The 24690-nt window shown below is 53.9% G+C and carries 15 protein-coding genes; 3 read left to right on the top strand and 12 right to left on the bottom strand.

The genetic code is table 11. The annotated features are described in order from the left end of the window. Positions 1-115: 115 nt before the first annotated feature. On the bottom strand, positions 116-2020 hold the full coding sequence (locus AC07U6_RS09815; protein ID WP_494763446.1) for an ATP phosphoribosyltransferase regulatory subunit: 1905 nt from the start codon (positions 2018-2020) through the stop codon (positions 116-118). 372 nt (positions 2021-2392) lie between these two features. Here AC07U6_RS09815 and hdcC point away from each other — a divergent pair, with 372 nt between their 5' ends. From hdcC to hisS (AC07U6_RS09800), 3 genes are read left to right on the top strand one after another with little or no spacing between them, the layout of a single operon-like run. Next, positions 2393-3745 carry a histidine-histamine antiporter gene (gene hdcC, locus AC07U6_RS09810; RefSeq protein ID WP_494763447.1) on the top strand — a complete coding sequence of 451 codons (1353 nt, stop codon included), beginning with the start codon at positions 2393-2395 and terminating at the stop codon, positions 3743-3745. A 36-nt stretch (positions 3746-3781) separates the two neighbouring features. Next, positions 3782-4918, top strand: a complete 1137-nt coding sequence (locus AC07U6_RS09805) for a histidine decarboxylase (RefSeq protein WP_494763448.1) — start codon at positions 3782-3784, stop codon at positions 4916-4918. 27 nt (positions 4919-4945) lie between these two features. Continuing rightward, positions 4946-6220, top strand: a complete 1275-nt coding sequence (gene hisS / locus AC07U6_RS09800) for a histidine--tRNA ligase (RefSeq protein ID WP_494763449.1) — start codon at positions 4946-4948, stop codon at positions 6218-6220. Positions 6221-6252: 32 nt separating this feature from the next. Here hisS (AC07U6_RS09800) and der read toward each other — a convergent pair whose 3' ends face one another. The 11 genes from der to AC07U6_RS09745 form a co-directional block, all read right to left on the bottom strand. Further along, positions 6253-7758 (bottom strand): ribosome biogenesis GTPase Der, encoded by a 1506-nt coding sequence (der, locus tag AC07U6_RS09795; RefSeq protein ID WP_494763450.1) that lies wholly within the window; start codon positions 7756-7758, stop codon positions 6253-6255. 173 nt (positions 7759-7931) lie between these two features. Further along, complete coding sequence (bamB, locus tag AC07U6_RS09790; RefSeq protein ID WP_494763451.1) at positions 7932-9113, bottom strand: outer membrane protein assembly factor BamB; 1182 nt, start codon at positions 9111-9113, stop codon at positions 7932-7934. 104 nt (positions 9114-9217) lie between these two features. Next, a complete protein-coding gene (locus tag AC07U6_RS09785) occupies positions 9218-9838 on the bottom strand; it encodes a YfgM family protein (RefSeq protein WP_494763452.1) in 621 nt (206 codons plus the stop codon). A 36-nt stretch (positions 9839-9874) separates the two neighbouring features. After that, entirely contained in the window at positions 9875-11152 is a 1278-nt protein-coding gene (gene hisS / locus AC07U6_RS09780; RefSeq protein ID WP_494763453.1) for a histidine--tRNA ligase, read from the bottom strand. A gap of 82 nt (positions 11153-11234) precedes the next feature. Then, a complete protein-coding gene (gene ispG, locus AC07U6_RS09775; RefSeq protein WP_200561627.1) occupies positions 11235-12356 on the bottom strand; it encodes a flavodoxin-dependent (E)-4-hydroxy-3-methylbut-2-enyl-diphosphate synthase in 1122 nt (373 codons plus the stop codon). Positions 12357-12395: 39 nt separating this feature from the next. After that, positions 12396-13415: a cytoskeleton protein RodZ gene (rodZ, locus tag AC07U6_RS09770; RefSeq protein ID WP_494763454.1), complete on the bottom strand. Its 1020-nt coding sequence runs from the start codon at positions 13413-13415 to the stop codon at positions 12396-12398. Further along, the gene (gene pilW, locus AC07U6_RS09765) at positions 13405-14136 is read right to left on the bottom strand and encodes a type IV pilus biogenesis/stability protein PilW (RefSeq protein WP_494763455.1); all 732 of its coding nucleotides are present in this window, start codon (positions 14134-14136) and stop codon (positions 13405-13407) included. The genes rodZ and pilW overlap by 11 nt, the downstream gene beginning before the upstream one ends. 98 nt (positions 14137-14234) lie before the next feature. Continuing rightward, positions 14235-15404, bottom strand: a complete 1170-nt coding sequence (gene rlmN / locus AC07U6_RS09760) for a dual-specificity RNA methyltransferase RlmN (RefSeq protein WP_494763456.1) — start codon at positions 15402-15404, stop codon at positions 14235-14237. A gap of 203 nt (positions 15405-15607) precedes the next feature. Beyond that, complete coding sequence (gene ndk, locus AC07U6_RS09755) at positions 15608-16039, bottom strand: nucleoside-diphosphate kinase (RefSeq protein ID WP_013203396.1); 432 nt, start codon at positions 16037-16039, stop codon at positions 15608-15610. Between the two features lie 216 nt (positions 16040-16255). Beyond that, positions 16256-18595 carry a penicillin-binding protein 1C gene (gene pbpC / locus AC07U6_RS09750; RefSeq protein WP_494763457.1) on the bottom strand — a complete coding sequence of 780 codons (2340 nt, stop codon included), beginning with the start codon at positions 18593-18595 and terminating at the stop codon, positions 16256-16258. Positions 18596-18603: 8 nt separating this feature from the next. After that, positions 18604-24567, bottom strand: a complete 5964-nt coding sequence (locus AC07U6_RS09745) for an alpha-2-macroglobulin family protein (RefSeq protein ID WP_494763458.1) — start codon at positions 24565-24567, stop codon at positions 18604-18606. Positions 24568-24690: the final 123 nt, after the last annotated feature.

Raw genomic sequence — 24690 nt, 5'->3', positions numbered from 1 at the left:
GATCAGGCCTGACGCACATAAGCTCCCGCAACTAACGCCAAAATTGTACCATCGGGTTCATTATGTGATAAACAAAAAGTTAACATTCAACTAAAAAATTATCCATATGGTACATTTATCCCCCCCGGCAACCGGGGGAAACATTGAGACTATGGCTCAGTATGCTAATCGCCTTAGCAAGATTGCCCCTCTGCTCTTCCCCGCTGTCGCGATCGTAAATGGCGACTTCGGTTGCTGCTTCTTCAGAGGAAACCACGATAATGAACCGCCCACCCTGCCGTCTGGCATTCCGCACGCAGGCTGTGACGCGCATATGCGAAAAATCATTGGCGATGCTCATCTGCGGGAATGTTTTTCTGAGCGACCGACCGATATTTAACGCCTGAGTACTGGCAGCAGGAGAACCCGGAATGATAACCACATCCGTGACCTGCTGCTTTAGCAGGTGCTTATCCGTCAGACGCAGCAAGCGCATTATCGGGTCCAGCATTAGCGCAAAACCGCAGGCCTGAATCGGCGTTTCAAGAACGGTACTCGCGCAGTCATCATAGCGACCACCCCGACATAACAGACTGTGTTCCATCAGTTTTTCGCTGTGCCATTCGAAATGGGTGTGGCAATAGGCATTGGAAGGGTAAAGCCAGCGATCCACCACAAAGGGAACGCGGATTTTAGTCAGGGATTCCAGCAGACAATCAAAACGCTTTCGCGATTCCTCCCCAAGGAAATCGCCGATCCCCGGCGCCATGGAACGTAGCCTTGCCAGCAGAGGATGGTCTGAGCACAGCAGTTTTTCCGGCTGCATTGCCAGACATTCAGTCCATCCAGATTCGAAAATGCCGGTGAAAGGTTGATAAAAAGCACGTAACGCTGCGCGAAAGGCCGCAAACTCCTGCTGAGTCCCGGTGCTGTTAATTTTCAACTCAACGTTTTCCTTCAGGCCCAGCGATTTAAAAAAATCATATTGCATAACCAGCTGCTCCAGTTCGATATCCACCCCCGCATAACCAAAGGCTTCAACACCCAGCTGCTGATACTGTTGAATATGTTCGCCGGAGCATTTTGTACTACGGAACATTATCCCCTGGTACCATAGCTTGCTCGTGGACTGCAGATGCGGGTGCTGATCAATCATTTGCAGACATCCCTTCGTTCCCTCTCTGCGTAGAAGAGCTCTGCGATTACCTGCGAGGGAGAACGTCTGATTTTGTAAAGTAAAAGCCGCTTCACTCCCTTCATTTTCAAGGAGCGGCAGCCGAACTTCCTGGTAGCAGTAGCGCGACAGCAGACAGGCCGCCTGATCCTCCAGCCATGCCCAGTCGGCGACCTGATTATGAAAATATTTACGTGGTCGCCCGGCCTGCCTCGGTTGTACTGGTCTGTGGAGCAGCCTCTCCAACCGCTGACAATACTGCGGCGTACCCAGCAGGCGATTCTGGTTCAGGCAATCCTGCAGCCGTTTTTCAATAGAAGGACTGAGAGGAGATCGAATAAAACGCGCATACTGGATGGCGCGTTCCTGGGGAGTATGGCCAAGACGCAAATACTGTTCATGCGGGGTAATCAATTGTTGTTGCTGCTCGCCAATATTATTCCGGTAGCTGCTCCACGCAAGCCGTTCTCCCTCAGCGACGTGCAGTTCCCGAAGGCGGGTATCAACAAACTTTTGCGCAATGAGTAAATAAGCTTCGGGTTCAATCAGGGAACTATTATATCTCCCTTCCCACAGGCTACCGCTACGATGATACTTTTGATTAAACCAGGGAACATAGCTTCTGCCGATATGCTGGACCAGCCGACTAAGATCTTCTTTTGTCTGCGGCGTTAATAACATCATTATCTGATGTGGCAACAGAGTCCACGCATGTAAATCAAAGTCGAATAATTCACAAGCTCTTTTCAAACAGTTAAGAAAGGTCAAATAATCCTCATCATCATGAAACACAATCTCATTATTATGCCCATTAAGCTGAATAAGTTGTGGCAACCCCTGAACATAAACTCTGGACGTTCTGGACATGGGTAGCTCCCATAGAATTTAGGATTATAATTAAAAACGCGCCCATCCATAAAATAATAGACTCGCCCTTTTCACGCAGGGATAATCCATCACATTAACAATCCTTGTCAAGCATACAAAACCACATCACTGAAACAAGCTGTCCGTTTAAAACCTTCAACCCCGGTAACGGTACAAATAAAAAAGGGGACAGAACGAATTTTTAATGTTTTTAGAAAAAAACGACTCACAACCCCGAAGAAAAAATTCAAAGACTGAAAATAAATGATCTAAATCATTATTAGCCCCGCATGCGTTTTTAAACTCCGTACATCACTTTAAATTCAAGCCGCCTTCTCATTATTAATAGCACCTCGTTACAGGACATTTAAAATGGATAAAATTAGCGCAAAATCAGCTCATAAAATGGGCGTCGTGGCTCTGACGCTTGTCACCGCGTCAAATATGATGGGGTCAGGGGTATTTATGCTACCCACAAACCTCGCCGGTATTGGTTACATCTCCCTTTGGGGATGGCTGTTCACTATTATCGGGGTCATTGCCATCGCCCTGGTCTTCGCAAAAACCAGCCTGTTGACGCCGCGTAACGGTGGCATAGTGGCCTATGCCAGCGATGCTTTTGGCCCTTTTGTGGGATTTCAAACCACCGTGTGCTACTGGATTAGCGCCTGGATCGGCAACGTAGCCCTGTTGGTTGCGGGGATTGGCTATCTCAGTTACTTCTTCCCGCAGCTTAAAGATCCCACGGTTGGCTGCGTGACGGCCATCGTGATCCTCTGGGCTTTTATCGCACTCGGCAGCCTTGGCGCTCGTGTAGCTGGCCGTGCGCAGTCATTTACTGCCAGCTGTATGCTGGTTGTGGTGCTGGGTATCGGTGTTGTCGGCTGGTTCTGGTTTGATCCGGTGATGTTCAGTCAGGTCTACAACGGCACGGGTAAAAGTGACAGCTCAGCGATTATGTCTGCCGCATCCATTGCACTGTGGGGATTCCTGGGAGTGGAGTCTGCGGTAGTTTCTACCGGCCAGGTTGATTGCCCGGAACGGACGGTCCCTAAAGCAACGGTCATGGGTTTGCTGATTGCCTCAGTCTGCTACGTTGGCAGCTGTACGGTGATTATGGGTCTGGTTCCTCACGAAGAGCTGGTGAACTCCTCTGCCCCGTTTGCCGATGCTGCACGCTATATGTTCGGTAATACCGCGGGCAATATCGCCTCTGCGCTCAGCATCATTGCCTGTTTCGGCTCAATTTCCGGCTGGCTGATTCTGCAGTCCGAAGGGCCACGCGCAGGTGCTCAGCAGGGACTGTTCCCACAGTTCTTTGCCCAGGTGAATAAAAATGATGTCCCGATCAAAAGCCTGATTTTTACCGGCGTACTGATGAGTGCCGTCTTGATGATGACCGCCTCACCTAACCTGGCAAAACAGTTTCAAGTCGTCATATTAATGTCCGTCTTTGCCTCCCTTTTACCTTACATGTACGCGTTAATTTCCCTGCCAATCATTATGATGTCGAAAAAAATAAATCGTGGGCCCTCTTTTATGTTTTACAGCGTAATGGTGGTTATTGGCATGATTTATAGCATCTTCGCATTACTCGGCTCGGGTACTGATTCAATGTTCTGGGGAATAGTCATGATGATGTTCACCATTCCGTTATTCTGCTTCGTTGCCTCGGGTCGTAATAAAAAAGGCGATGACATTCTTTATCTCGATAAAAAACCTTGATTTGAAACCTCTCTCAACCAAAAAGGAATTAACACTATGACTCTGTCAATTGAAAATCAAAACAAACTGGATGCGTTCTGGTCACATTGCGTTAAGAATCAATATTTCAACCTGGGCTATCCGGAATCCGCAGATTTTAATTACACTAATCTCGAGCGCTTTATGCGTTTTTCAATCAATAACTGTGGCGACTGGGGTGAGTATTGCAACTACCTGTTAAATTCTTTTGAATTTGAAAGTGAGGTTATGGAATATTTTGCAACTCTGTTCAAAATTCCTTTTGCTGAAAGCTGGGGATATATCACAAACGGAGGGACCGAGAGCAATATGTTCGGATGTTACCTTGGCAGGGAAATTTTTCCGGAAGGTACGCTGTATTACTCTAAAGATACCCACTACTCCGTGGCGAAAATCGTTAAGCTGCTGAGAATCAAATCCAGCGTTGTAGAGTCTCTTCCGAATGGCGAAGTAGATTACGACGACCTGATGAATAAAATTTCCCGCGACAATGAAAAACATCCGATTATTTTTGCTAACATCGGGACGACCGTACGCGGGGCGATTGATGATATCGCACTGATTCAGCAACGACTGAAAGAAGCCGGCTTTCAACGAGAGGATTATTACCTGCACGCAGACGCGGCGCTGAGCGGAATGATCCTGCCTTTTGTTGATGACCCACAGGCTTATTCTTTTGCTGATGGTATTGATTCTATTGGTGTTTCTGGCCACAAAATGATCGGTTCACCGATCCCCTGTGGCATTGTAGTCGCTAAGAAGAAAAACGTTGACCGCATATCCGTTGAGATCGATTACATCTCTGCTCACGATAAGACCATCTCGGGCTCACGCAATGGACATACTCCGCTGATGATGTGGGAAGCCGTTCGCAGTCACAGTCATGAAAGCTGGGTAAGGCGCATTGAACGCTGTCTGAATCTGGCTGAGTACGCCGTTGAACGCTTCCAGAAAGCGGGAATCAATGCGTGGCGCAACAGAAATTCAATCACCGTTGTCTTCCCCTGCCCCTCAGAAGACGTCTGGAAAAAGCACTGTCTGGCAACTTCCGGTGATATCGCTCACCTGATTGTCACCGCACATCATCTGGACTCCAGCCAAATCGATCGGCTGATTGATGACGTTATCGCCGATCGGCTGGCCCACGCCGCCTGAAAAGCGGTTGCCATGTAAGGAATAAAAATGAGCAAAATTCAGGCAATCAGAGGGATGCGAACCATCCTCCCCGAAGAAGCGCCCGTCTGGCAATGGCTGGAGAGGAAGGTTAGAAGTATCACCCGACGCTACGGCTATCAGGAGATTCGGCTGCCCGTTCTGGAACCCGTTTCGCTATTTGAACGCGCAATCGGTGAGTCTACCGATATCGTGTCAAAGGAGATGTATAACTTCCTCGATAAAAGCGGCGAACATATCACCCTCCGACCGGAGGGTACCAGCGGCTGTGTGAGAACCATCATTGAAAACAATATGTGTTATAACAACACGCAACGTTTGTGGTATCAGGGCCCCATGTTTCGCTATGAGCGGCCACAAAAAGGCAGGCTGCGCCAGTTTACCCAGTTCGGTGTGGAAACCTTTGGCATGCCCGGTGCCGACATCGATGCCGAACTCATCTATATGGCCAACGATATCTTCAAAGCACTGAAGGTAGAACGCTACGTGCGGCTGGAGATTAATTCACTCGGCACTCTGCCGGAACGACATGAGCATCGTGAGCACCTGGTCAGCTATTTCGAACAGCACCGCGACATACTGGATGAGGACAGCCTGCTGCGTTTGCAGAATAATCCATTACGCATCCTCGACAGTAAAAATCCGGATATGCAGAGCATGATTGAAGGGGCCCCAAAACTTCTCGGCTATCTGGGTAGTGAATCACAGCAACACTTTGAAGGGCTGTGTCGATTGCTCGACAGCGCCGGTATCGGCTATACCATCAATCCTCGTCTTGTTCGCGGGCTTGACTACTACACTCGCACGGTATTTGAGTGGATAACCGATGAGTTAGGGTCTCAGGGTACGCTCTGCGGCGGTGGGCGGTATGACGGACTGGTTGAGTTGTTCAGCCACAAAACATTACCGGCCTCCGGCTTCGCCATTGGTATTGAGCGCCTGCTGCTACTGCTGGAAACCGTAGGGGTGAAGGGCAATACCAGCAATCACCCTGATATTGTTGTCACCTGCGAGGACCCCGGACAGAACATCGACGCTTTGCTTCTGGCAGACCAGTTACGACGGCATCTTCCTGAATTTAAAGTACTGAGTGACTTCACGGGAGCCAGAATCAAGCGTCAGCACTCGAATGCCCTGAAAACAGGCTGTCGGTATATTGTTACATTGAATGCCGACAGCCGGACGGGGCTCTGGGATCTCAAGGCTAATTTACAGGAAACCATGCGGCCAGATGATATCTGGAAAAAACTGGCTAACAGGTCCGTCAAAACCACGGAAGACTGAATAAAAAAGGGGGCCGGCGGCCCCCCTTTTTATCAACGTTTATGCTTCTTCAAATGGCTAAGCAGGCGTTTACGCTTGCGCAGCTGATTTGGCGTCAGCAGGTTACGCTTGCCTTCAAACGGGTTCTCACCCTCTTTGAACTGAATACGGATCGGCGTGCCCATCACTTCCAGCGAACGACGGAAGTAGTTCATCAGATAGCGCTTATACGAATCCGGCAGATCCTTCACCTGGTTGCCGTGGATGACCACGATAGGCGGGTTATAACCACCGGCATGGGCATACTTCAGCTTCACACGACGACCGCGCACCATCGGCGGCTGATGATCGTCAGCGGCCATGTTCATAATGCGCGTCAGCATTGAGGTGTTTACGCGACGAGTTGAGCAGTCATAGGCTTCGGTCACTGATTCAAACAGGTTGCCTACTCCGCTGCCGTGTAGCGCAGAAATAAAGTGAACGCGAGCGAAGTCGATAAAGCCCAGACGGAAGTCCAGCGTCTCTTTCACTTCGTCACGCACTTCCTGGCTCAGGCCATCCCATTTGTTCACCACGATCACCAGCGAACGACCGCTGTTGAGGATAAAGCCCAGCAGTGACAGATCCTGATCCGAGATCCCCAGATGGGCATCGATCACCAGCATTACCACGTTGGCGTCTTCAATGGCCTGCAGGGTCTTGATTACCGAGAATTTTTCAACCGTATCGGTCACTTTTCCGCGCTTGCGCACGCCGGCGGTATCAATCAGGACATAATCACGACCATCACGCTCCATCGGGATATAGATACTGTCGCGGGTTGTCCCCGGCATATCATAAACCACGACGCGCTCTTCGCCGAGAATACGGTTAGTCAGCGTGGACTTACCAACGTTAGGACGGCCGACAATCGCCAGCTTGATCGGCAGATCCAGCGGGTTAAAGTCATTTTCCTCTTCTTTTTCGTCTTCGATAACTTCACCGCGCGCTTTTGCTTCTTTGCGCTCCAGCTCTGCCCAGTAGGCCGCATTCTCTTCTTCTTCGGTGACTTCGCGCGGATCGACTTTATCCATCCACGGCAGGAGCACCATCTCCAGCAGACCGGTAACACCACGACCGTGCGAAGCCGCGATCGGATGAATTTCACCCAGGCCCAGCGACCAGAAGTCCAGCACCGCAGCGTCCGCATCCAGGCCATCGGTTTTGTTGGCGACAAGGAACGTCGGTTTTTCACGCGAACGCAGGTGGTTAGCAATAGCCGTGTCCGCAGGCATTAACCCGGCACGGGCATCAACCATAAACAGTACAACGTCAGCCTCTTCAATCGCCAGCAGCGACTGTTCCGCCATACGCGTTTCCACGCCCTCTTCGGTACCATCAATACCACCGGTATCGATGCAAATGAAATCGCGGCCTTCAATTTCGGCACGACCATATTTGCGATCCCGGGTAAGTCCGGGGAAATCCGCCACCAGCGCATCTCGCGTGCGCGTTAAACGGTTAAAAAGGGTGGATTTTCCCACATTGGGACGCCCGACCAGCGCGACCACAGGTACCATATTGAAGCCTCATAACTGAAAATTACGCCTGGCTGCGAATACTATTCTCTGCGTCAGACAGATTTTTTCCGCCGCAGGGCTCAGGACAATGGCGTAAGGATAACACGCCAGGAGAAAAACGAAACGGCCCCTGAATCATCAGGGGCCGCTATATAACGTAAAACAGAGGGAAATTAGCGCGTAAACGCGTAAACCTCACCGTCTTTGGTCTGAATCAGCAGTTTATCGCTGGCTACCACCGGTTTGGTCTGGAAGCCGGAGCTGTCCACTTTCTGCTGGGCAACAAAGCGACCGTCGTCGGTATTGAGCCAGTGCAGGTAACCTTCGCTATCGCCCACAACCAGGTAACCGTTATACAGAACCGGCGCGGTCAGATTGCGGTGCAGCAGGTCGCTCTGACGCCAGATAGAGACGCCACCGTCGGTACTCAGTGCAATCACGCGATCGTCCTGATCGACCAGGTAAATGCGGCCACCGTCAACGATCATATCGTGAACGGAACCGATTTCGCGTTTCCACAGGATCTGGCCAGAGCGCAGATCCAGCGCAGTCAGGTTACCGTTATAGGCCAGTGCATAAACCACACCGTTAACGATCACCGGGGTGGTATCTACATCTGACAGGCGGTCGATTTCGGTCGCTCCGCTCGGCTGTGAAATACGCTGCTGCCAGATAATCTGGCCCTGGTTCATGATAACCGCGCTGACGCGACCGTTATCACCACCAACAATCGCTGCACCAAACGCGGTAGCTGGCGCAGACTCACCGCGCAGGCTCAGAGCCGGTACGTCGAGATTAACTGACCACTTCACCACGCCGCTGGACTGATCCAGCCCCTGCAGCATACCATTGCTGGTGTGTACCAGCACCAGACCGTCACTGATCACCGGACGGGATAAGACTTCCCCGGCGGCTTTGGTCTGCCAGGCAACGCTGCCATCGTTGGTATTTAATGCGTAAACCTGGCCGCGTTCGCTGCCGACGTAAACGTGGGCACCATCAACGGTCAGACCACCGGAAAGCAGCGCAGGCAGGTTTCTGGAGAAGAAACCGGTCTTCTCTGACAGGTCAACTTTCCACTGCTCTTTACCATCACCAGAATTCAGTGCCTTGACAATACCGTGGCGATCGGCTGCATAAACGGTGTTGTCGGCCCAGGCCGGGTGCAGGTTGGAGTAAAAATCACCCACGCCATCACCCACCGAGGTGCTCCAGACTTTTTCCGGAGTGAACTGGTTTTGTACGGTCGGCAGCGGTGACATTTTAACCACATCTTCTTCGCCGCTAAACCATGAACATCCGCTGAGTAAAGTGACTGAAATCAGTCCCGGCAGAAGTATCTTACGCAATTCCATGAAGTCCCTCTTGTGCCCTGTTCAGGCCAAATATTGGAGCCTTATACACTTATAACCCGATCCGCGGCCGCGCAAAACGCCGCCAGCGGTGGTTCTAAACGAGATTAACCCGGCAGATTATTCATTTTCATTTGCAGCATTTCTTTCAACGTCGAAGACGCATCAGAGGCCACCCCTTTGCTCCACGCTTCGCGGGCGCCCTGGGTATCGCCTTTGCTTAACAGCGCTTCGCCGCGGATATCCGCAACAATGGCCGTCCAGCCTTCACCTTTGATGTTTTCCAGCGTTTTCAACGCCACTTCAGGCTGCTTCTGCTGCAGCTGAATGCGCGCCAGGCGCAGATTCAGCACAGCCTGAAGGTTGGCGTCTTTTGCATCCTGCAGGCCGCTCTGTAGCTGAGTGGCTGCTTTATCCAGCTGGTTGTTATCGATATAACGCTTTGCCAGATCGAGAGAGGCCAGAGCACCGTAGGTATTGTTGTTGTCGCTGGCAAACTTCGCAGCCGCTTCAAGCGTTGCAGGCTTGCTGGCGTCCAGCGCAGAAGATACCTGCTGATAGGCGGCAGAAACTTCACGCGATGCGCCATCCTGGAGATTGTTCCAGTAGCGCCAGCCGACCAGAGCACCTACGCCCAGTACCACGCCAACTACCAGAGCTTTACCGTTCTGGGCAAAGAAATTCTTCAGCGCGTCTACCTGCTCATTTTCGTTGCTATACACTTCCACGCAGTCCTACTCCTTTAAATCGTGCTTTGCTCAGGCTCAGTTCTGTAGCATTGAAGCCAGCAGGGTTGCAGCATCAGGCTGCGCCAGAGTTTGTTGTTCGCCGTTGCGTAAATCTTTAACTGTTACCTGACCGTTAGCGACTTCATCTTCGCCGAGAACCAGAGCGATGCGGGCTTTCCACTTGTCGGCCCGGGTAAGCTGCTTCTTAAAGTTGCCGCCGCCAAAGTTGGTCATTATCTTCAGTTCAGGCAGCGCATCTCGCAGCTGTTCTGCCAGCAGCATTGCGGCTGACTGCACGCCCTGGCCCGAAGCGATAACATAGACATCAACAATTCGTGTCGGTTCAAATTCTGGATTAACTGCCTGCACCAGCAGGACAAGGCGCTCCAGACCCATCGCAAAACCAACCGCTGGCGTAGTACGCCCGCCCAGCTGCTCAACGAGGCCATCATAGCGCCCACCGGCACACACCGTGCCCTGTGAGCCCAGGCTGGTGGTCACCCATTCGAAAACGGTACGGTTATAGTAGTCAAGACCGCGCACCAGACGCTGGTTGACAGTATAAGCAATACCGGCAGCATCCAGCAGCGCACACAGGCCGTTGAAATGCTCGCGGGAATCATCGTCCAGATAGTCACCCAGCGTTGGCGCATCGTTCAGCAACGCCTGCACGTCCGGGTTTTTACTGTCCAACACTCGCAGTGGGTTAGTATACATACGGCGTTTGCAGTCTTCATCGAGCACATCGATATGCTGCTCAAGGAACGCCACCAGGGCATCACGATAGTTAGCGCGCGCTTCCAGCGAGCCGATCGAATTCAGCTCCAGCTTGACGTGATCAGCAATACCCAGCGCTTTCCACCAGCGCGCGGTCATCATGATCAGCTCGGCATCAATATCCGGGCCCTGCAGGCCAAAGACCTCGGCGCCAATCTGATGGAACTGGCGATAGCGGCCCTTCTGTGGACGCTCGTAGCGGAACATCGGCCCGATGTACCACAGACGCTGTTCCTGGTTGAACAGCAAACCGTGTTCGATACCGGCACGCACGCAGCCTGCGGTACCTTCCGGACGCAGAGTCAGGCTTTCGCCGTTGCGATCGTCGAAGGTATACATCTCTTTTTCAACCACGTCGGTGACTTCACCGATCGCGCGTTTGAATAACGGGGTTTGCTCTACAATCGGCAGACGTATTTCGCTGAAGCCATAGCTGCCCAGCACCTGCTTCAGGATCTGCTCAATGCGCTGCCACACCACGGTATCGGCAGGCAGATAATCATTCATGCCACGGATGGCCTGGATATTCTTCGCCACTGTTTTTTCCATTTTTTGTGTCTGGCTGAATCCCGACTAGCTACTCAATTCGCGATATCAGCCGCGGCCAGACGCGATAAATTTATTTCTCGACCTGATGAACATCAATGCGACGTGATTCATCGAGGATTGTCGCCTTAGCACGAATACGCGCTTCCAGCTGGTCGATCATATTATTGTTATCAAGACGGTCTCGCTGGCGAACACCGTCTTCATAAAAGCCGCTTTTCTTATTGCCGCCGGTCACCCCCATGGTGGAGACCGTTGCTTCACCGGGGCCGTTGACCACGCAGCCGATAATCGAGATGTCCATCGGCGTGATGATATCTTCCAGCCGCTCTTCCAGCGCATTCACCGTACCGATCACGTCAAATTCCTGACGGGAACAGGTCGGACAGGCGATAAAGTTGATACCGCGTGAGCGAATACGCAGGGATTTCAGAATATCGAAACCGACTTTAACTTCTTCAACCGGATCGGCCGCCAGCGAAATACGCAGCGTATCGCCAATGCCTTCCGACAGCAGCAAGCCAAGACCGATGGCAGACTTAACCGCGCCGGCACGCGCGCCACCCGCTTCGGTAATCCCGAGATGCAGCGGCTGGTCGATCTGCTTCGCCAGCAGGCGATAGGATTCAACGGCCAGGAAAACGTCGGAAGCTTTAACGCTGACTTTGAACTGATCGAAGTTAAGACGATCGAGATGATCCACATGACGCATTGCCGATTCCAGCAGCGCCTGCGGCGTTGGCTCGCCGTACTTTTCCTGCAGATCCTTTTCCAGCGATCCACCGTTCACGCCGATGCGAATCGGAATGTTGTAGTGTCGTGCGCAGTCAACAACCTGGCGGATACGTTCTTCGTTACCGATGTTACCCGGGTTGATACGCAGGCAGTCCACGCCATATTCAGCGACTTTCAAAGCAATTCGATAGTCAAAGTGAATATCGGCAACCAGAGGAACGTTAACCTGCTGTTTGATCAGGCGGAACGCTTCGGCAGCATCCATAGTGGGTACGGATACGCGAACGATATCAACACCGACGCGCTCCAGTGCTTTAATTTGAGCAACTGTCGCAGCAACGTCGGTGGTCTTGGTATTGGTCATAGACTGGACGGCGATAGGTGCTCCGTCGCCCACGGGCACCTTGCCGACGTAAATGCGCTTCGATTTGCGACGGGTAATGGGTGCTTCATTATGCATATTCTTTCTCCACAATTGCTCGCGCCCTGAGAAGATGCGTTATGGCGCACCTACTGTCAGACGAGCAACCTGGTTAGTACGGATAAAACGACTCAGATCGACAGGATTACCCTGATACTGGATCTGTACTGCGGCTGGCGCACCGATTTTCAAGCGATAAGGTGCCGTACCAGCAAGGCTAAGTTTACCACCGCTGCGCTGAATCCCGCTGAACAGTTTTTTACCTGCGGAATCGGTCACTTCCAGCCAGCAATCTTTGGTGAAGGTCATCACCAGTGCATTTGGATCGACGGCAGGTTGGCTAACGCCGGCGCTGCCGGTTGGTAACGGGCTGTCGGTTGGTAACGGGCTGCCGGTGGTGTTATCCACTTGAGCCTGGCTTGGCGAAACAACGGCAGGTTGATTCTGACTGGTTTGAGCAGAAGCAGCAGGGGCGGAAGCAACGGGAGCGGTCGCCGCTGGAGCCACCGCATTTCCGCTGTTGTCCACCGGCTCAACGGGGGTCGTCTGAGCCGAAGCCCCCTCTTCAGGGGACTGTGGCTGAGCGGAGGCGTCCGGAGAGGTACCTTCCAGCTGAATAGACTGGCTGTTGTCATCGGTGACGGAACTGTTCTGATCGGACAAAGTGACCAGATCGTCCTGTGCAGCTTTATGATTCTGCCACCACCAGGCGCCGGTCAGGCCCACAACCACGAACACCACTAGCCAGGTGAATATCATTAACCAGCCGTCCCGTTTTTTGCGGCGTTTACCCAGTGCAAAACTCTGCATGGGCTCAACTTTCGCCGCCCTGATCGGGGCCTGTTTTGCCATCATCGGCAGCAGGTCCTCTTCCGGGATATGCACCAGGCGGGCATAAGAGCGGATATAGCCGCGTAAGAAGGTCGATGCCAAATCAGTCGGCGTCTTATCTTCTTCAAGGTCGCGAACGGTGGACAGTTTCAGGCAGAGGCGCTCAGCAATGTTCTGCTGAGTCAGGCCCATTTTTTCACGGGCGCTACGCAGACGCTCGCCTGTTGAATTTACGTTAGATTTTTCTTGAGTGGCTTCAGTATTCATTAGCTAAAAAATGCTGGTACTGTATCGATTGTGGAAAAATTCGCGCAAGTTGGCCCCCGTAATGTTTAACGTCAGCAGTGCGGCCTTCCTGCACGGCGAAGCGAATCTCTAGCCACAAACTTTCCGCTGAAACAGGAAAGCTGTGTTGATAAATTTCTAACAGGAGCCGTGAATCCTCACGTTTCCCCTTTCCAAATCGCCTTTCGGCTTCTGCCAGCATGGGCATTCCCTTGGCGGGATCGGCTGTTACCGCTTCCGCCAGCGCATTACGCGCTCTCTCTTGCTGCCCGGCATTCAGATAACAGTAGCCTGAATTTTCAACGCTGTCGGCACGAGTCCCATTTGCTGAATCTCCAGCAGCCTGAATGAAATGCCGTTGTGCCGCATCATACTGCCCTAATCTGCAAAGAAACGCACCGTAATTATTAAGCACATAGCCGTTTTGCGGTGCCAGCGTCAGCGCGCGATGATAGTACTTCACAGCCAGCGCATCATCGCCAGCCTGATGCTGATAGCGGGCTTCCGCCAGCTGAGTACGATAATCGTTCGGTGCCAGCGCCACGGCCCGCTGCAGATTTCTCTGCGCGGCATCTAACTCGCCGCGCGCAAGATAGGCCAGACCCAGCTGCAACCGGGTTTCAACCAGTGCCTTGTTTTGCTGCGCCGTCTGGCATCCCGCCAGCAGCAGCAACGCCGCCGCTACACTCATCCTGATATGCATTCTGCCTCTCCCTGGGCTGTGATGTACCATCAGGGTACGTCAATCAGTCCAGGGCAAACAGTCAGCGGCAGCGTTTCTCTACCGGAAAAGATCGGGTTTCAGAGCGCCTTCACAGATATGGCTTCACCCGCCATTTTCTTTTTCAGCGTACGCTTAGTTCTGTCGATAACATCACCAGCCAGCTGACCGCAGGCGGCATCAATATCATCGCCGCGCGTCTTACGCACAATAGTCGTAAAGCCGTATTCCATCAACACTTTAGAGAAGCGGTCAATACGGCTGTTTGAACTACGGCCATACGGCGCTCCCGGGAAGGGGTTCCACGGAATCAGGTTGATTTTACACGGCGTATCTTTCAGCAGCGCGGCCAACTCATGGGCGTTGTCGGTGCTGTCATTGATGTGATCGAGCATCACGTACTCAATGGTTACTCGTCCCTGGTTGGCGTTAGATTTACCGATATAGCGGCTGACGGCGCCCAAAAACGTTTCAATATTGTACTTTTTATTGATCGGAACAATTTCGTCACGAATTGTGTCATTCGGTGCGTGAAGCGAAATAGCCAGCGCCACGTCGATCATATCGCCAAGCTTATCCAACGCAGGAACAACGCCCGAAGTTGAGAGCGTCACGCGGCGTTTGGACAGACCAAAGCCGAAGTCATCCAGCATGATTTCCATCGCCGGCACAACATTAGTCAGGTTCAGCAGCGGTTCCCCCATCCCCATCATCACCACGTTGGTGATAGGACGCGAGCCGGTCACTTTCGTTGCGCCGATGATTTTAGCGGCACGCCAGACCTGACCAATAATTTCCGAAACGCGCAGGTTACGGTTAAAGCCCTGCTGTGCGGTGGAGCAGAATTTACATTCCAGCGCGCAGCCTACCTGTGAGGAAACACAGAGTGTGGCGCGATCTTTTTCAGGAATATAAACGGTTTCAACCTGTTGACCGCCCACCTGAATGGCCCACTTAATGGTGCCATCTGCAGAGCGCTGTTCTTCAGCCACTTCAGGCGCGCGGATTTCCGCCAGCTCTTTCAGCTTGTTGCGAAAGACCTTGTTGATATCGGTCATTTCGTCGAAATCATCGCAGCAGTAGTGGTAAATCCACTTCATCACCTGATCGGCACGAAACGGTTTTTCTCCAAGGCTGACGAAGAACTCGCGCATTTGCTGGCGATTCAGATCGAGCAGGTTGATTTTGTCTTTTTTAGGCTGGACGGTTACAGGCGATGCGGACGACGGCGTCACAATAGTATCTGACATAATGTTCTCTGGCCTCGTTATTACACGTTATGGCGCTGTTTTGATGAATTCAGGTGAATAGAATAAGAAGCGCCCCGGAGAGCAAGCTCCACCGGGGCGCATAATTGTACTCGCGACTAACGTAAGGTTAAAGCGGCTGGCAAAAATAAATTGTAAACCACAGGGTTATTCACCAAACCTGACGCCAGTCTGGCAGCCGCTGATTAGCGAGTGCGTGGGCAAACTTCGCCTTCGCCGAAGAAGTAGGCGATTTCACGTGCAGCGGACTCAGCTGAATCAGAACCGTGGGTTGCGTTCTCGGTGAAGCTGTCAGCGTAGTCAGCGCGCAGTGTACCCGCCAGAGCGTTAGCCGGGTTGGTTGCGCCCATCAGATCGCGGTGACGCTGAACGGCATTTTCGCCTTCCAGTACGGAAACAACAACCGGACCAGAAGTCATGAACTCTACCAGACCATCAAAGAACGGCTTACCCTGGTGCTCAGCATAGAAACCTTCGGCCTGTTCTTTGCTCAGATGCAGCATTTTGCTGCCAACGATTTTGAAGCCAGCGCTTTCAAAACGGTTGAAGATGGCACCGATTACGTTTTTTGCCACAGCGTTAGGTTTTACGATGGAAAAGGTACGCTCAATAGTCATGTTGACCCCTGTTTTATACGTCGAGTTTAGCCGTGAAAAGTGTCCCGGCCGGGAAAATGGCCGCAGATTATAAGGGTGCATAAGCGGAAATGCCTATCGGAGTTTCAAGAAAATGTTGAAAAACACGATCGGCGTCGCGGCTTTTTTCGCCACCTGCCGCCATTTTACCCAGTTCGCGGATGATTAACCACCGGGCGGCAGCAAAACCGCATGATATCAGTTAATGATTTCAACCCTTACCGTGCGGCTGTCGGCACGGCCGCGATCGTCAACCGCGCGAATTCTGTACCTGGCGGAGCGTGATGGCTGCCAGTCCAGCGGCGTTTTGCTGGCACTGCTGCCGAGGTAGATATCATCAACAAACCAGTAAACGATGCGGCTGTCGGCGTCGGTCACCGCGCTGAAACTGATATGCTCGCGCCCGCGCTGCGACTGCCTTAGCGTGTAGGTCGTATTTTTTAAGGGTGAGGTAATACGCGGCGCTGAACCGTTTTGTGCCTCCGGCTGGCATGCTCCGGCAGGCGGCGGTCGTTTTGGCAGGCCCGCACTGGCAAAAACGTTCGCCAGGTCGGAAGGCCAGAATTCGAAGACCTCAACATGGCTGCTGTATTCATCCCACGGCGCGCAGGCGACCTTCCCGCTCAGGTTATCAATCCGCACCGGACGGTACACGGTATCAACGGTAATCGGAGATTTACCCGGAATAAACCAGCTGCTGCCGCGCTGCTGGCACCATTGGGTCGGCAGGTTTCCGCTGGGCAGGCAGATATCCACCTTTTTGAGATGAGGGGGAAAGCGGTGCCGGGGCTCCCGCAGCTGAGGATAGCTGGCAGCAACGCTGTCGATGATATTGAAGAACAGCGGCGCGGCGGCTTCCACGCCAATAAACGCATTGTTCCCCTGACCAGAGAAATTACCTTGCCAGACAACCAGCACGTAAGGCCCGAAAATCCCTACGCTCCAGGCATCGCGGAATCCCCATGACGTTCCGGTTTTCCAGTAAACCGGCAGCGAGGACGGTCTCTGGGCCAGCGTATCGCCGGGGCGACGATGCTGCTGCAGAACATCAAGAGTCATAAAGCTGGCTTCTTCACTCAACAATCTGACGCCGGTATCAAGCGGATCGCTTTCACGCATCCTTAGCGGGCGCAGTTCGCCGCGGTTTGCCAGCATGGCATAAAGCCTGGCCAGCTCCTGAGCCGTCACTTCGCCACCGCCCAGCACCAGCGACAGCCCGTAATGTTTTTCACTCGCCATATTGCTGATACCGGCCAGCCGTAAAAACTGATAGAAACTCGGCTGACGCAGCTGCGCCGCAATAGCCACAGCGGGAATATTACGACTGAAATTAAGTGCATCGGTTGCGGTCACCGGCCCCAGAAAACGTCGGTCAAAATTTTCCGGCGCGTAGCTGCCAAAGGTAGACGGCACATCTTTAAGCACGGTCATCGGATGCAACACGCCCTGTTCCATACCCAGCGCGTAGATAAACGGCTTAAGCGTAGAGCCGGGGGAACGTTTTGCCGTTGTGCCGTTAACCTGCCCCTGGATCTGCCGGTTGAAATAATCTGCCGATCCCACCAGTGCGCGCACGCCCATATCCCGGCTATCTACCAGCATTACCGCCGCATTGTGAATTCCCCGGTTCTGATTGCGTAAGATATAGGCACGAACCTGCCGCTCAACCAGCATTTGCAGCGTGGCATCCAACGTGGTGTCAACCCGAAGCGCGCGTTCACCCGGTTGCATCTGCTCAACAAAATGCGGCGCAATAAACGGCAGCGCCTGCGGCTGGCGCAGGGTCATCGGCAGGCGGAACAGCGCCTGCTGCCCCGCATCGGTGGGCCAGGTTTTTTGCCAGCGGGCAAACAGGCGATTGCGCGCCTGCATCAGCGCAGGACTGAGTTCACCGCTGCGCGGATCGATGCGCAGGCTGGGCGACTGCGGCAGCACGGCCAGTGTCAGTGCCTCAGCCAGCGTCAGCTTTGCGGGGAGTTTGTTAAAGTAGATCAGGCTGGCAGCACCCAGGCTTTCAATGTTACGGCCGAAAGGAGCGTAATTCAGATAGGCTTCCAGAATATCGTGCTTGGAGTAGCTCAGCTCAAGCTGCACGGCGCGCAGCAGCTGCACCAGCTTTCCGCCGGGGGTTCGTGTATTCAGCTGCCACTTCATGCGCGCCAGCTGCATAGTGATGGTCGATCCCCCCTGCTTGCTGCTACCAGTGATATAGCTGCGCCAGAACCCGCGCAGCAGGCTGACCGGGTTAAAGCCGGGATTAGCGTAAAACCAGCGATCTTCATGCAGCAGGATACCGTCAATCACCAGCGGCGACATCTCCGCCAGCGGCGTCCACTGGCGATAGCGATCGTCACTGGCGAGCTGTAAACGCAGCAGCTGGCCATGACGATCGTACCAGACCGTAGACAGCGGCAGCCCCTGTGACAGCGGCGGATGTGGCCACAGCCGCCAGCCCAGCAGAAACAGGGCCAGCAATACCACTACTGCGGCAGCATTTTGCAACAGCCGCTTTAAACCAGCCCGATCGGTTAACTTCATCAGCCGCGTTACGGTGCGGCTGACGGTTCAGCCGCCACCACCTGAATTTTCCCCTGCGCGGCGGACATCGCCTGGATATCGCGATCGTACATCGCCTCACCATAGGCCGGTGGGATCACAAAGCTGCCGGTATTGGTGGCTTTAATCTGATACACAAACTCCTGCACTTCACGCGTTGCACTGCCATAGACGATCACTCGATCTTCACGGATATCACTGTAATCCACCGACCAGGTTGAGCCATTCGCTGCCAGCGGTGAGGTCCAGCCGCCACTGTTTCCGCTATCGCCCTCCTCCTCACCGCTTTCCGGCGGTGGTGGCGTCTGCTGTACGACTTCAAACCCACCCGGCAGAAGATCGACGACGGCAAGATTACTCAGTGCCTGTTGCGAATTCGCCCGCACCTTAAGATGAACCGAGATCGTCTGGCCCAGCGTCACTTTATCGATCGGTTTTCCGGCCGCATCGGTATAGTCGCGGGTAATTTCCAGCCCGCGCGAAATCGCTTTCTGCGGCGCAGCAAGGTCGTAACCGGCCTGCGTCACCACATACCATGCCGGTGCGCTGTTCGGATTGCCGAACTGAATCGAGCGCGCAGCGGAACTGAACTCACCCTGGCTGAACTGGCCTTGAATTGAGGAAATCAGCTGCGGAACCTTATCGTCACCGCTGATTTGATTAATCTTCAGGCCCTGCACATCATTGTGCTGCGCCACCTGCCCGGCATAGCTTTCCAGCGCCAGAATGCTCATCGCCGAGGAGAAGGTGGTGTAGCGCTCTTCACGCAGCGCCTGCACCATGTTTTCCAGCACCTGTGGTGGGATCGCATCTACTTTCTCAGGGAAGTGGCGAACGATCAGGTACAGTCGCGTGGCGTCCGTCACCAGCGGATCGTAATAGTTCTGCGTCCACCAGCTCTTGTCATAGGCCTTACTCAGCGCCTGCCAGCTGGGCTGCAACAGCCGTTCAGCTTCGTCATCTGCTTTCAGCAGTTTCCAGGAAGACGCCAGGTACAGCGAAGCGAGGTCGGTTTTCCAGCCGTCAGGGAAGCGGTTTTGCAGCGTTTCCTGCACCGAAGCCAGCGCGTTAGTGGTGATTTCGCCCTGTCGCGTCAGCAGGTAAATCGCCCAGGCGCGCAGGCGCAGATGATACAGGTCCTCATAGCCACTGCTGGCAAGGGTACGCAGCGCCACATTGGCCTCATCAAGCATATCGGCAGGCAGCGGATAGCCCGCCGCTCTGGCCTCCAGCAGGTACTGAACCACGTACGGCGTCACGAACGGATCGGCCTGCGGTGATGCCGTCCAGAGTCCGAAAGCCCCATCGCCGTTCTGCCGCGAACGCAACACGTCGAGAATGCCTTTAAGCTGCTGCCGGACTTTATCATTCGACAGGCTGCCACGGAGTTCCGGGTGCTCACTCTGCAACAGCAGCGGGATTGACTGGCTGACGATTTGTTCAGAACAGTAATAAGGATAATCCGCAAGATAGCGCGCCAGTCCGCTGGTCAGTACCAGTGGTGAATAAGACACTGCCGCCTGCCGCTGTGCATAGGCATCAAACATCTGGCGCAGGTTATCCACCTGCTGCTGGCTACCGTTCATGCGCCCCATTACTGACTGAGTGCGATACGGCATCGCCGGGCGCACCGAGGTACTCAAGGTTCGCTGACTGGTTTTATCGCCGTAACCGGCGCGGAACACCAGCGGAGCATCGCCGAGCACGGCTTTCGCCCGCAGGCGGAAGGTCACCACGCCTTCATGCTTCGCCGCCAGCGGCAGGGATTGCTCTGCGCTACCGACCACCTCCAGCTGTGACGGTGGCATTACGCTGAGCTTGACGGGCAGCGCTTCACTTCCCTGTCCCTCAAGGTTGTTGCTGACGCCAACGCTGACGTCAAACTCATCTCCCGGCGCCACCGTCGCCGGAACGTTCGGCGTCAGAATAAAATCATCACGTACGGTGGTGGAGGTCTGCGCCTTACCGATTTTTCCGGCGGTGGCAGAAATCGCCATCACGCGGATTTTGCCGTTGAAGTAGTCCGGGACCGGCCAGGCAAACTGCGCCTGCCCGTTCACCTCGGTAATGCCGGACCAGAACGCCACTGGCTTGTCGCGCTTGCGTTTAAACGGATTCAGATGCAGATCCAGGCTTTCACCGCCGTCACCACCCGGTGCAGAAGTCAGCGACATCAACTTACTGAACTCCGGCAGGATCAGGTCGAGAATCTGCGAACTTTCCACGTTCAGTTCGCGCTTGCGGAAGAAGTAGTCCAGCGGGTCGGTCAGTCGATAGCGCGCCACCTGCAGAATTCCTTCATCAACCGCAAATACCGCAACCTGCTGCGGGCCGTCGGTGGTGACCGTAACAGGCAGGTTATCCCCCGGCTTGATCACGTCCGGCACGCTCAGCGCCAGCGCATTTTTCCGCGCCTGGTTGCTGATTTTAAACGGCATCACGCCGTAGCTGAGCGGGCTCATAAAGATTTCATCAGAGTTAATATCGCGCACAAACTGCACGTTGATATAGGCATTGCCCTCCAGCCCGGCCGGAATACGGATCTTCTGCACGGAACTGGTGGTCGTGGTATGGAACCACTGCCAGCTATACACTTTGTCCCGCTCGATGGTGATCAGCCCGCTGCCGGTGTAAGGCGCATTGATTGCCACCTCAATTTCATCGCCCGGCTGATACTCACCGCGATCGAGCTTCAGTTTCAGCTCGGCATTACGATCCAGCGAACGGCTAATATTGGCGTTGCCGGTGACGCTGTAGGCGATGCGGTTGAGCACATCGCCTTTGGCATTTTTCACCACCAGTACATAGTCACCCGGCTGGTTGGTCATCAGGGGTAAGGTCGTACCGGATGCCGCCAGTTCAAACCGGTTCTCACTGACCGGGATTTCCTTCAGCTTCGACTGATATTTGTATACGCCGGACTCCTGCCGCGTCAGCACCGACAGGTATTTTTGCTCCAGCAGTTCCAGCTTCAGGTCGCCAAGCGCTATCGGCTCAAGTGACGGGTCGATCGCCAGCAGATTGACGCTGCGCTGCGTGCCAAGGCGGATAAAGCTGAGATCGCCGTCCGGCTTGAAGCCTACCAGATAGTCCCACGGCGAAACCAGAGTCCGCGCCGTGGCGGCAACGGAACGCCCTCCACCGGCAACAAAAGCTTCAGACAGCAGCTGAAGTTGCCAGGTAGCATCCTCCCAGCCGCTGAGATCCAGCGCAATATTTGCCGCGCCGCTGTCGTCGGTCGTACTGTCCTGCAGTTCCGTTTCAAACCCTTCACCGGCCGGACGCACTTCATAGAAGGCATAGTCAGGATAGCGATCGAAGGCCGGATAGACCGGACGCAGCGTCAGCTTCGAAGCGACACGACGCCCCTGCGCCGGGGTACCAAACAGATTCTGCACATCAATAATGGCCTTCAGCTCGCCGGGTTTGACCCAGCCTGAATGCCTGTCCGGCGTCAGCGACAGTTTAACCTTGAGCTGATCCGGCTCGAACTCTTTGATATTCACCGCCGTACTGCCCAGCAGGCGGGTGGAATCATCATCCTTACCCGGCAGGTAGAGGTAGATCATCCATTCACCTGTTGGCGCGTTTTCATCAGTGGTAAAGCTCAGTTCATTAAAACCGCTGGCGTTGAGCGTCAGCGGTACAGTGCGCATCAGCTTGTCGCGAGGATCGTGAATTTCTGCCCGTACCGGAATGCCGTTAAGCGGTACTGACCAATCGGCGGCGCGGGTAATCAGGCCGATATTAAAGGTATCACCGGGGCGATAAACGCCGCGATCGGAAAACAGGTAGCTACTGAGGGTTCGCGAGTCTTCCGGCGTGGATTCGCCATAGACATCAAAACGCGAGAAGTCGAGGCCGCGATCGTTGTCTCGCCCGCTGGGCAGGAACGACACATCCCCTTCTTTTTCAACCAGGAACATCACCGGCTGGCGCTCGTTGGTATAGGCTTCCAGCGGTGGGAAACGGACGTGACCGTCGCCCCCCGTCCTGCGGGTAAGCAGCTTCTCTCCGTTTTTTGCCACCACGGAAACCTGCGCATCCGCTACCGGCTGACCGCTGCTGATGGACTGAACGAACAGGTCACGGGATTTATCCTGCGCACGCTTGGCAATTATCCCGAGATCGGTCACCACCACGAAACGCGAGTCGCCGATACTCTGCTGTTCTTCATCCTGATACGCCTCTTCCCCCGGCTGTGCATCTTTTTGCTCTGGGGACCACGGCGACAGGGAAAGCAGGAATACACCGCGATGGGACGCACTGTCGGTAGAGAGGTAGCGCGACAGATCGATCCCCTGATAGCTGACTTCCCCCGGCCTTTGGTTGCCAAGTGCGGTCTGGTAACGGAAGTGCTCAGTGAAATACTCATCGTTCAGCCGGTTAAAATCAGCGGAGGCATATTCGCGGCTCTTGAATGAAACAATATGCTGCAGCTGACTCGGGATAACCCGCTTGATATCCAGCCTCATGCCCGGGACATTGCGCGCCGCCACACTAAGATGCTTATCGCCGTTCACCGGCAGCAGCGCACCCTGGGCGGCAAAACTCAGCATCTGCGGATAGTCCGGCACCTGCACCACCTGCCAGACTTTTTGCGGCATTTTATAGCCGCCGCTGGAGGTCACCAGTGCATCAACCTGCACCAGCAAATAGCGCTGCGCCGGAGCATCAAATTTAAAGCTGAACTGAGGCTGATAATCCTCTTCAGCATCGTTGAGGCTTAACGGAAGCTGCGGTGATTTCTGTAAAACGGCCCGATCGATATTGTCGAGATTCCATTCGGTGAACTCACTTTGGTCCGCATTTTTTGCCTCAGGACGCGGATCGTGCTGCGGCAGTAGCCAGGCCTTGACCGCTTTGCCAACCTCATTATCCGCCACTGCATCGCTGAAACCGACGATCAGCGCCCTTTCACTCGGGCTGCCCGGTTTATCAACCACCTGCGCACTGACATCGCTGACGCTCAGGCTGTAAAGGTTTGGCACGCTAACCCAGCTTTCACCTTTGCGCTCAATACTGTTTCCCGGCAACGACGATTTTAGCGGTTCACCGATTTTCAGATGCACCACACCACCGTGTTCCATCGCCACCAGCGATTCGGAACGTATCCAGGCGTTAAGTTTTTTATCATCCCAGTTGACGGTGAATTTTAGCGGCTTTTCAGCCTGTCCTTTCGCGCTTGAAACACCCAACGAAAGCTGTTTTTCTACGCTGGCCACATCGGCTGGCGCGGTAAAACGCAGGTTAAAAATGGCACTGTGCTGGCCGCGATTCTGTGGGTCCTGGTAATATTCGGCCTCGCCGGGCTGATAATCGAAAGCGGGTACGCTGAAATCATAGCGAGTTTGTTCCAGCTGGATCTGCGGAGCAAGCAGCGTCTTCGGATTGAGGTCTACCTGATAGCTCGCACCCAGCGGCAGCGGGGCTCTCGGCGTAAAAATAAGCGTTTGCGCATCGGACCATTTCCATTCGCCATCCAACGCCGGTTTTATGCTGATACCTTTATCAACCGACTTGCCGACGCGTTCAATGGGTGCGGCAGAGGTATCAAAGCTGAGAGTCAGAAGCTGTTTAGGGAGAGTTGCCGCCTGATAATCCAGCGCCTGCGGGTTGGAGGCTTCGACATGAGTTTGCTGCACCTCAATCGGCGCAACGTCTATTGGCTTAGGGCGGTTTTGCCAAAGGTTCCAGCCATACCAACCCGCCGCCGCCAGGCCCAACAGCAAGATAAGACTCAGGCTGATGACTTTAGGATGGCGAATTACACCCTGCTCCAGACGGTTAAAACCGCGGCCAAATGCCGCCGCCCAGCGTGGTGCCTGCCAGTTAATCTCGCCAAGCAGCGGGCGAAGAATACATCCCAGCAGCCGCAGCAGGCGAGAAATCAGCCAGCAAAGGCCCTTTAGCAGCAGAAAAGGTAAGCGCAGTAACAGCCTGAGCACATCCATCAGAACCAACCTTATATTCCATTATGCATTTATTCTGACAGTTTCCCTTGCCTGGCCGCTGCATCTGGATGACCGTCAACCTGTGTTACAATTTCTTTAAAATAGTAATAGGTAATCTGCGCA

This window comes from Erwinia sp. GW821-FHT03D09, assembly GCF_059420805.1.
The sequence above is the reverse complement of the archived record's forward strand: the minus strand, read 5'-3'. Positions and strand labels throughout refer to the sequence as shown.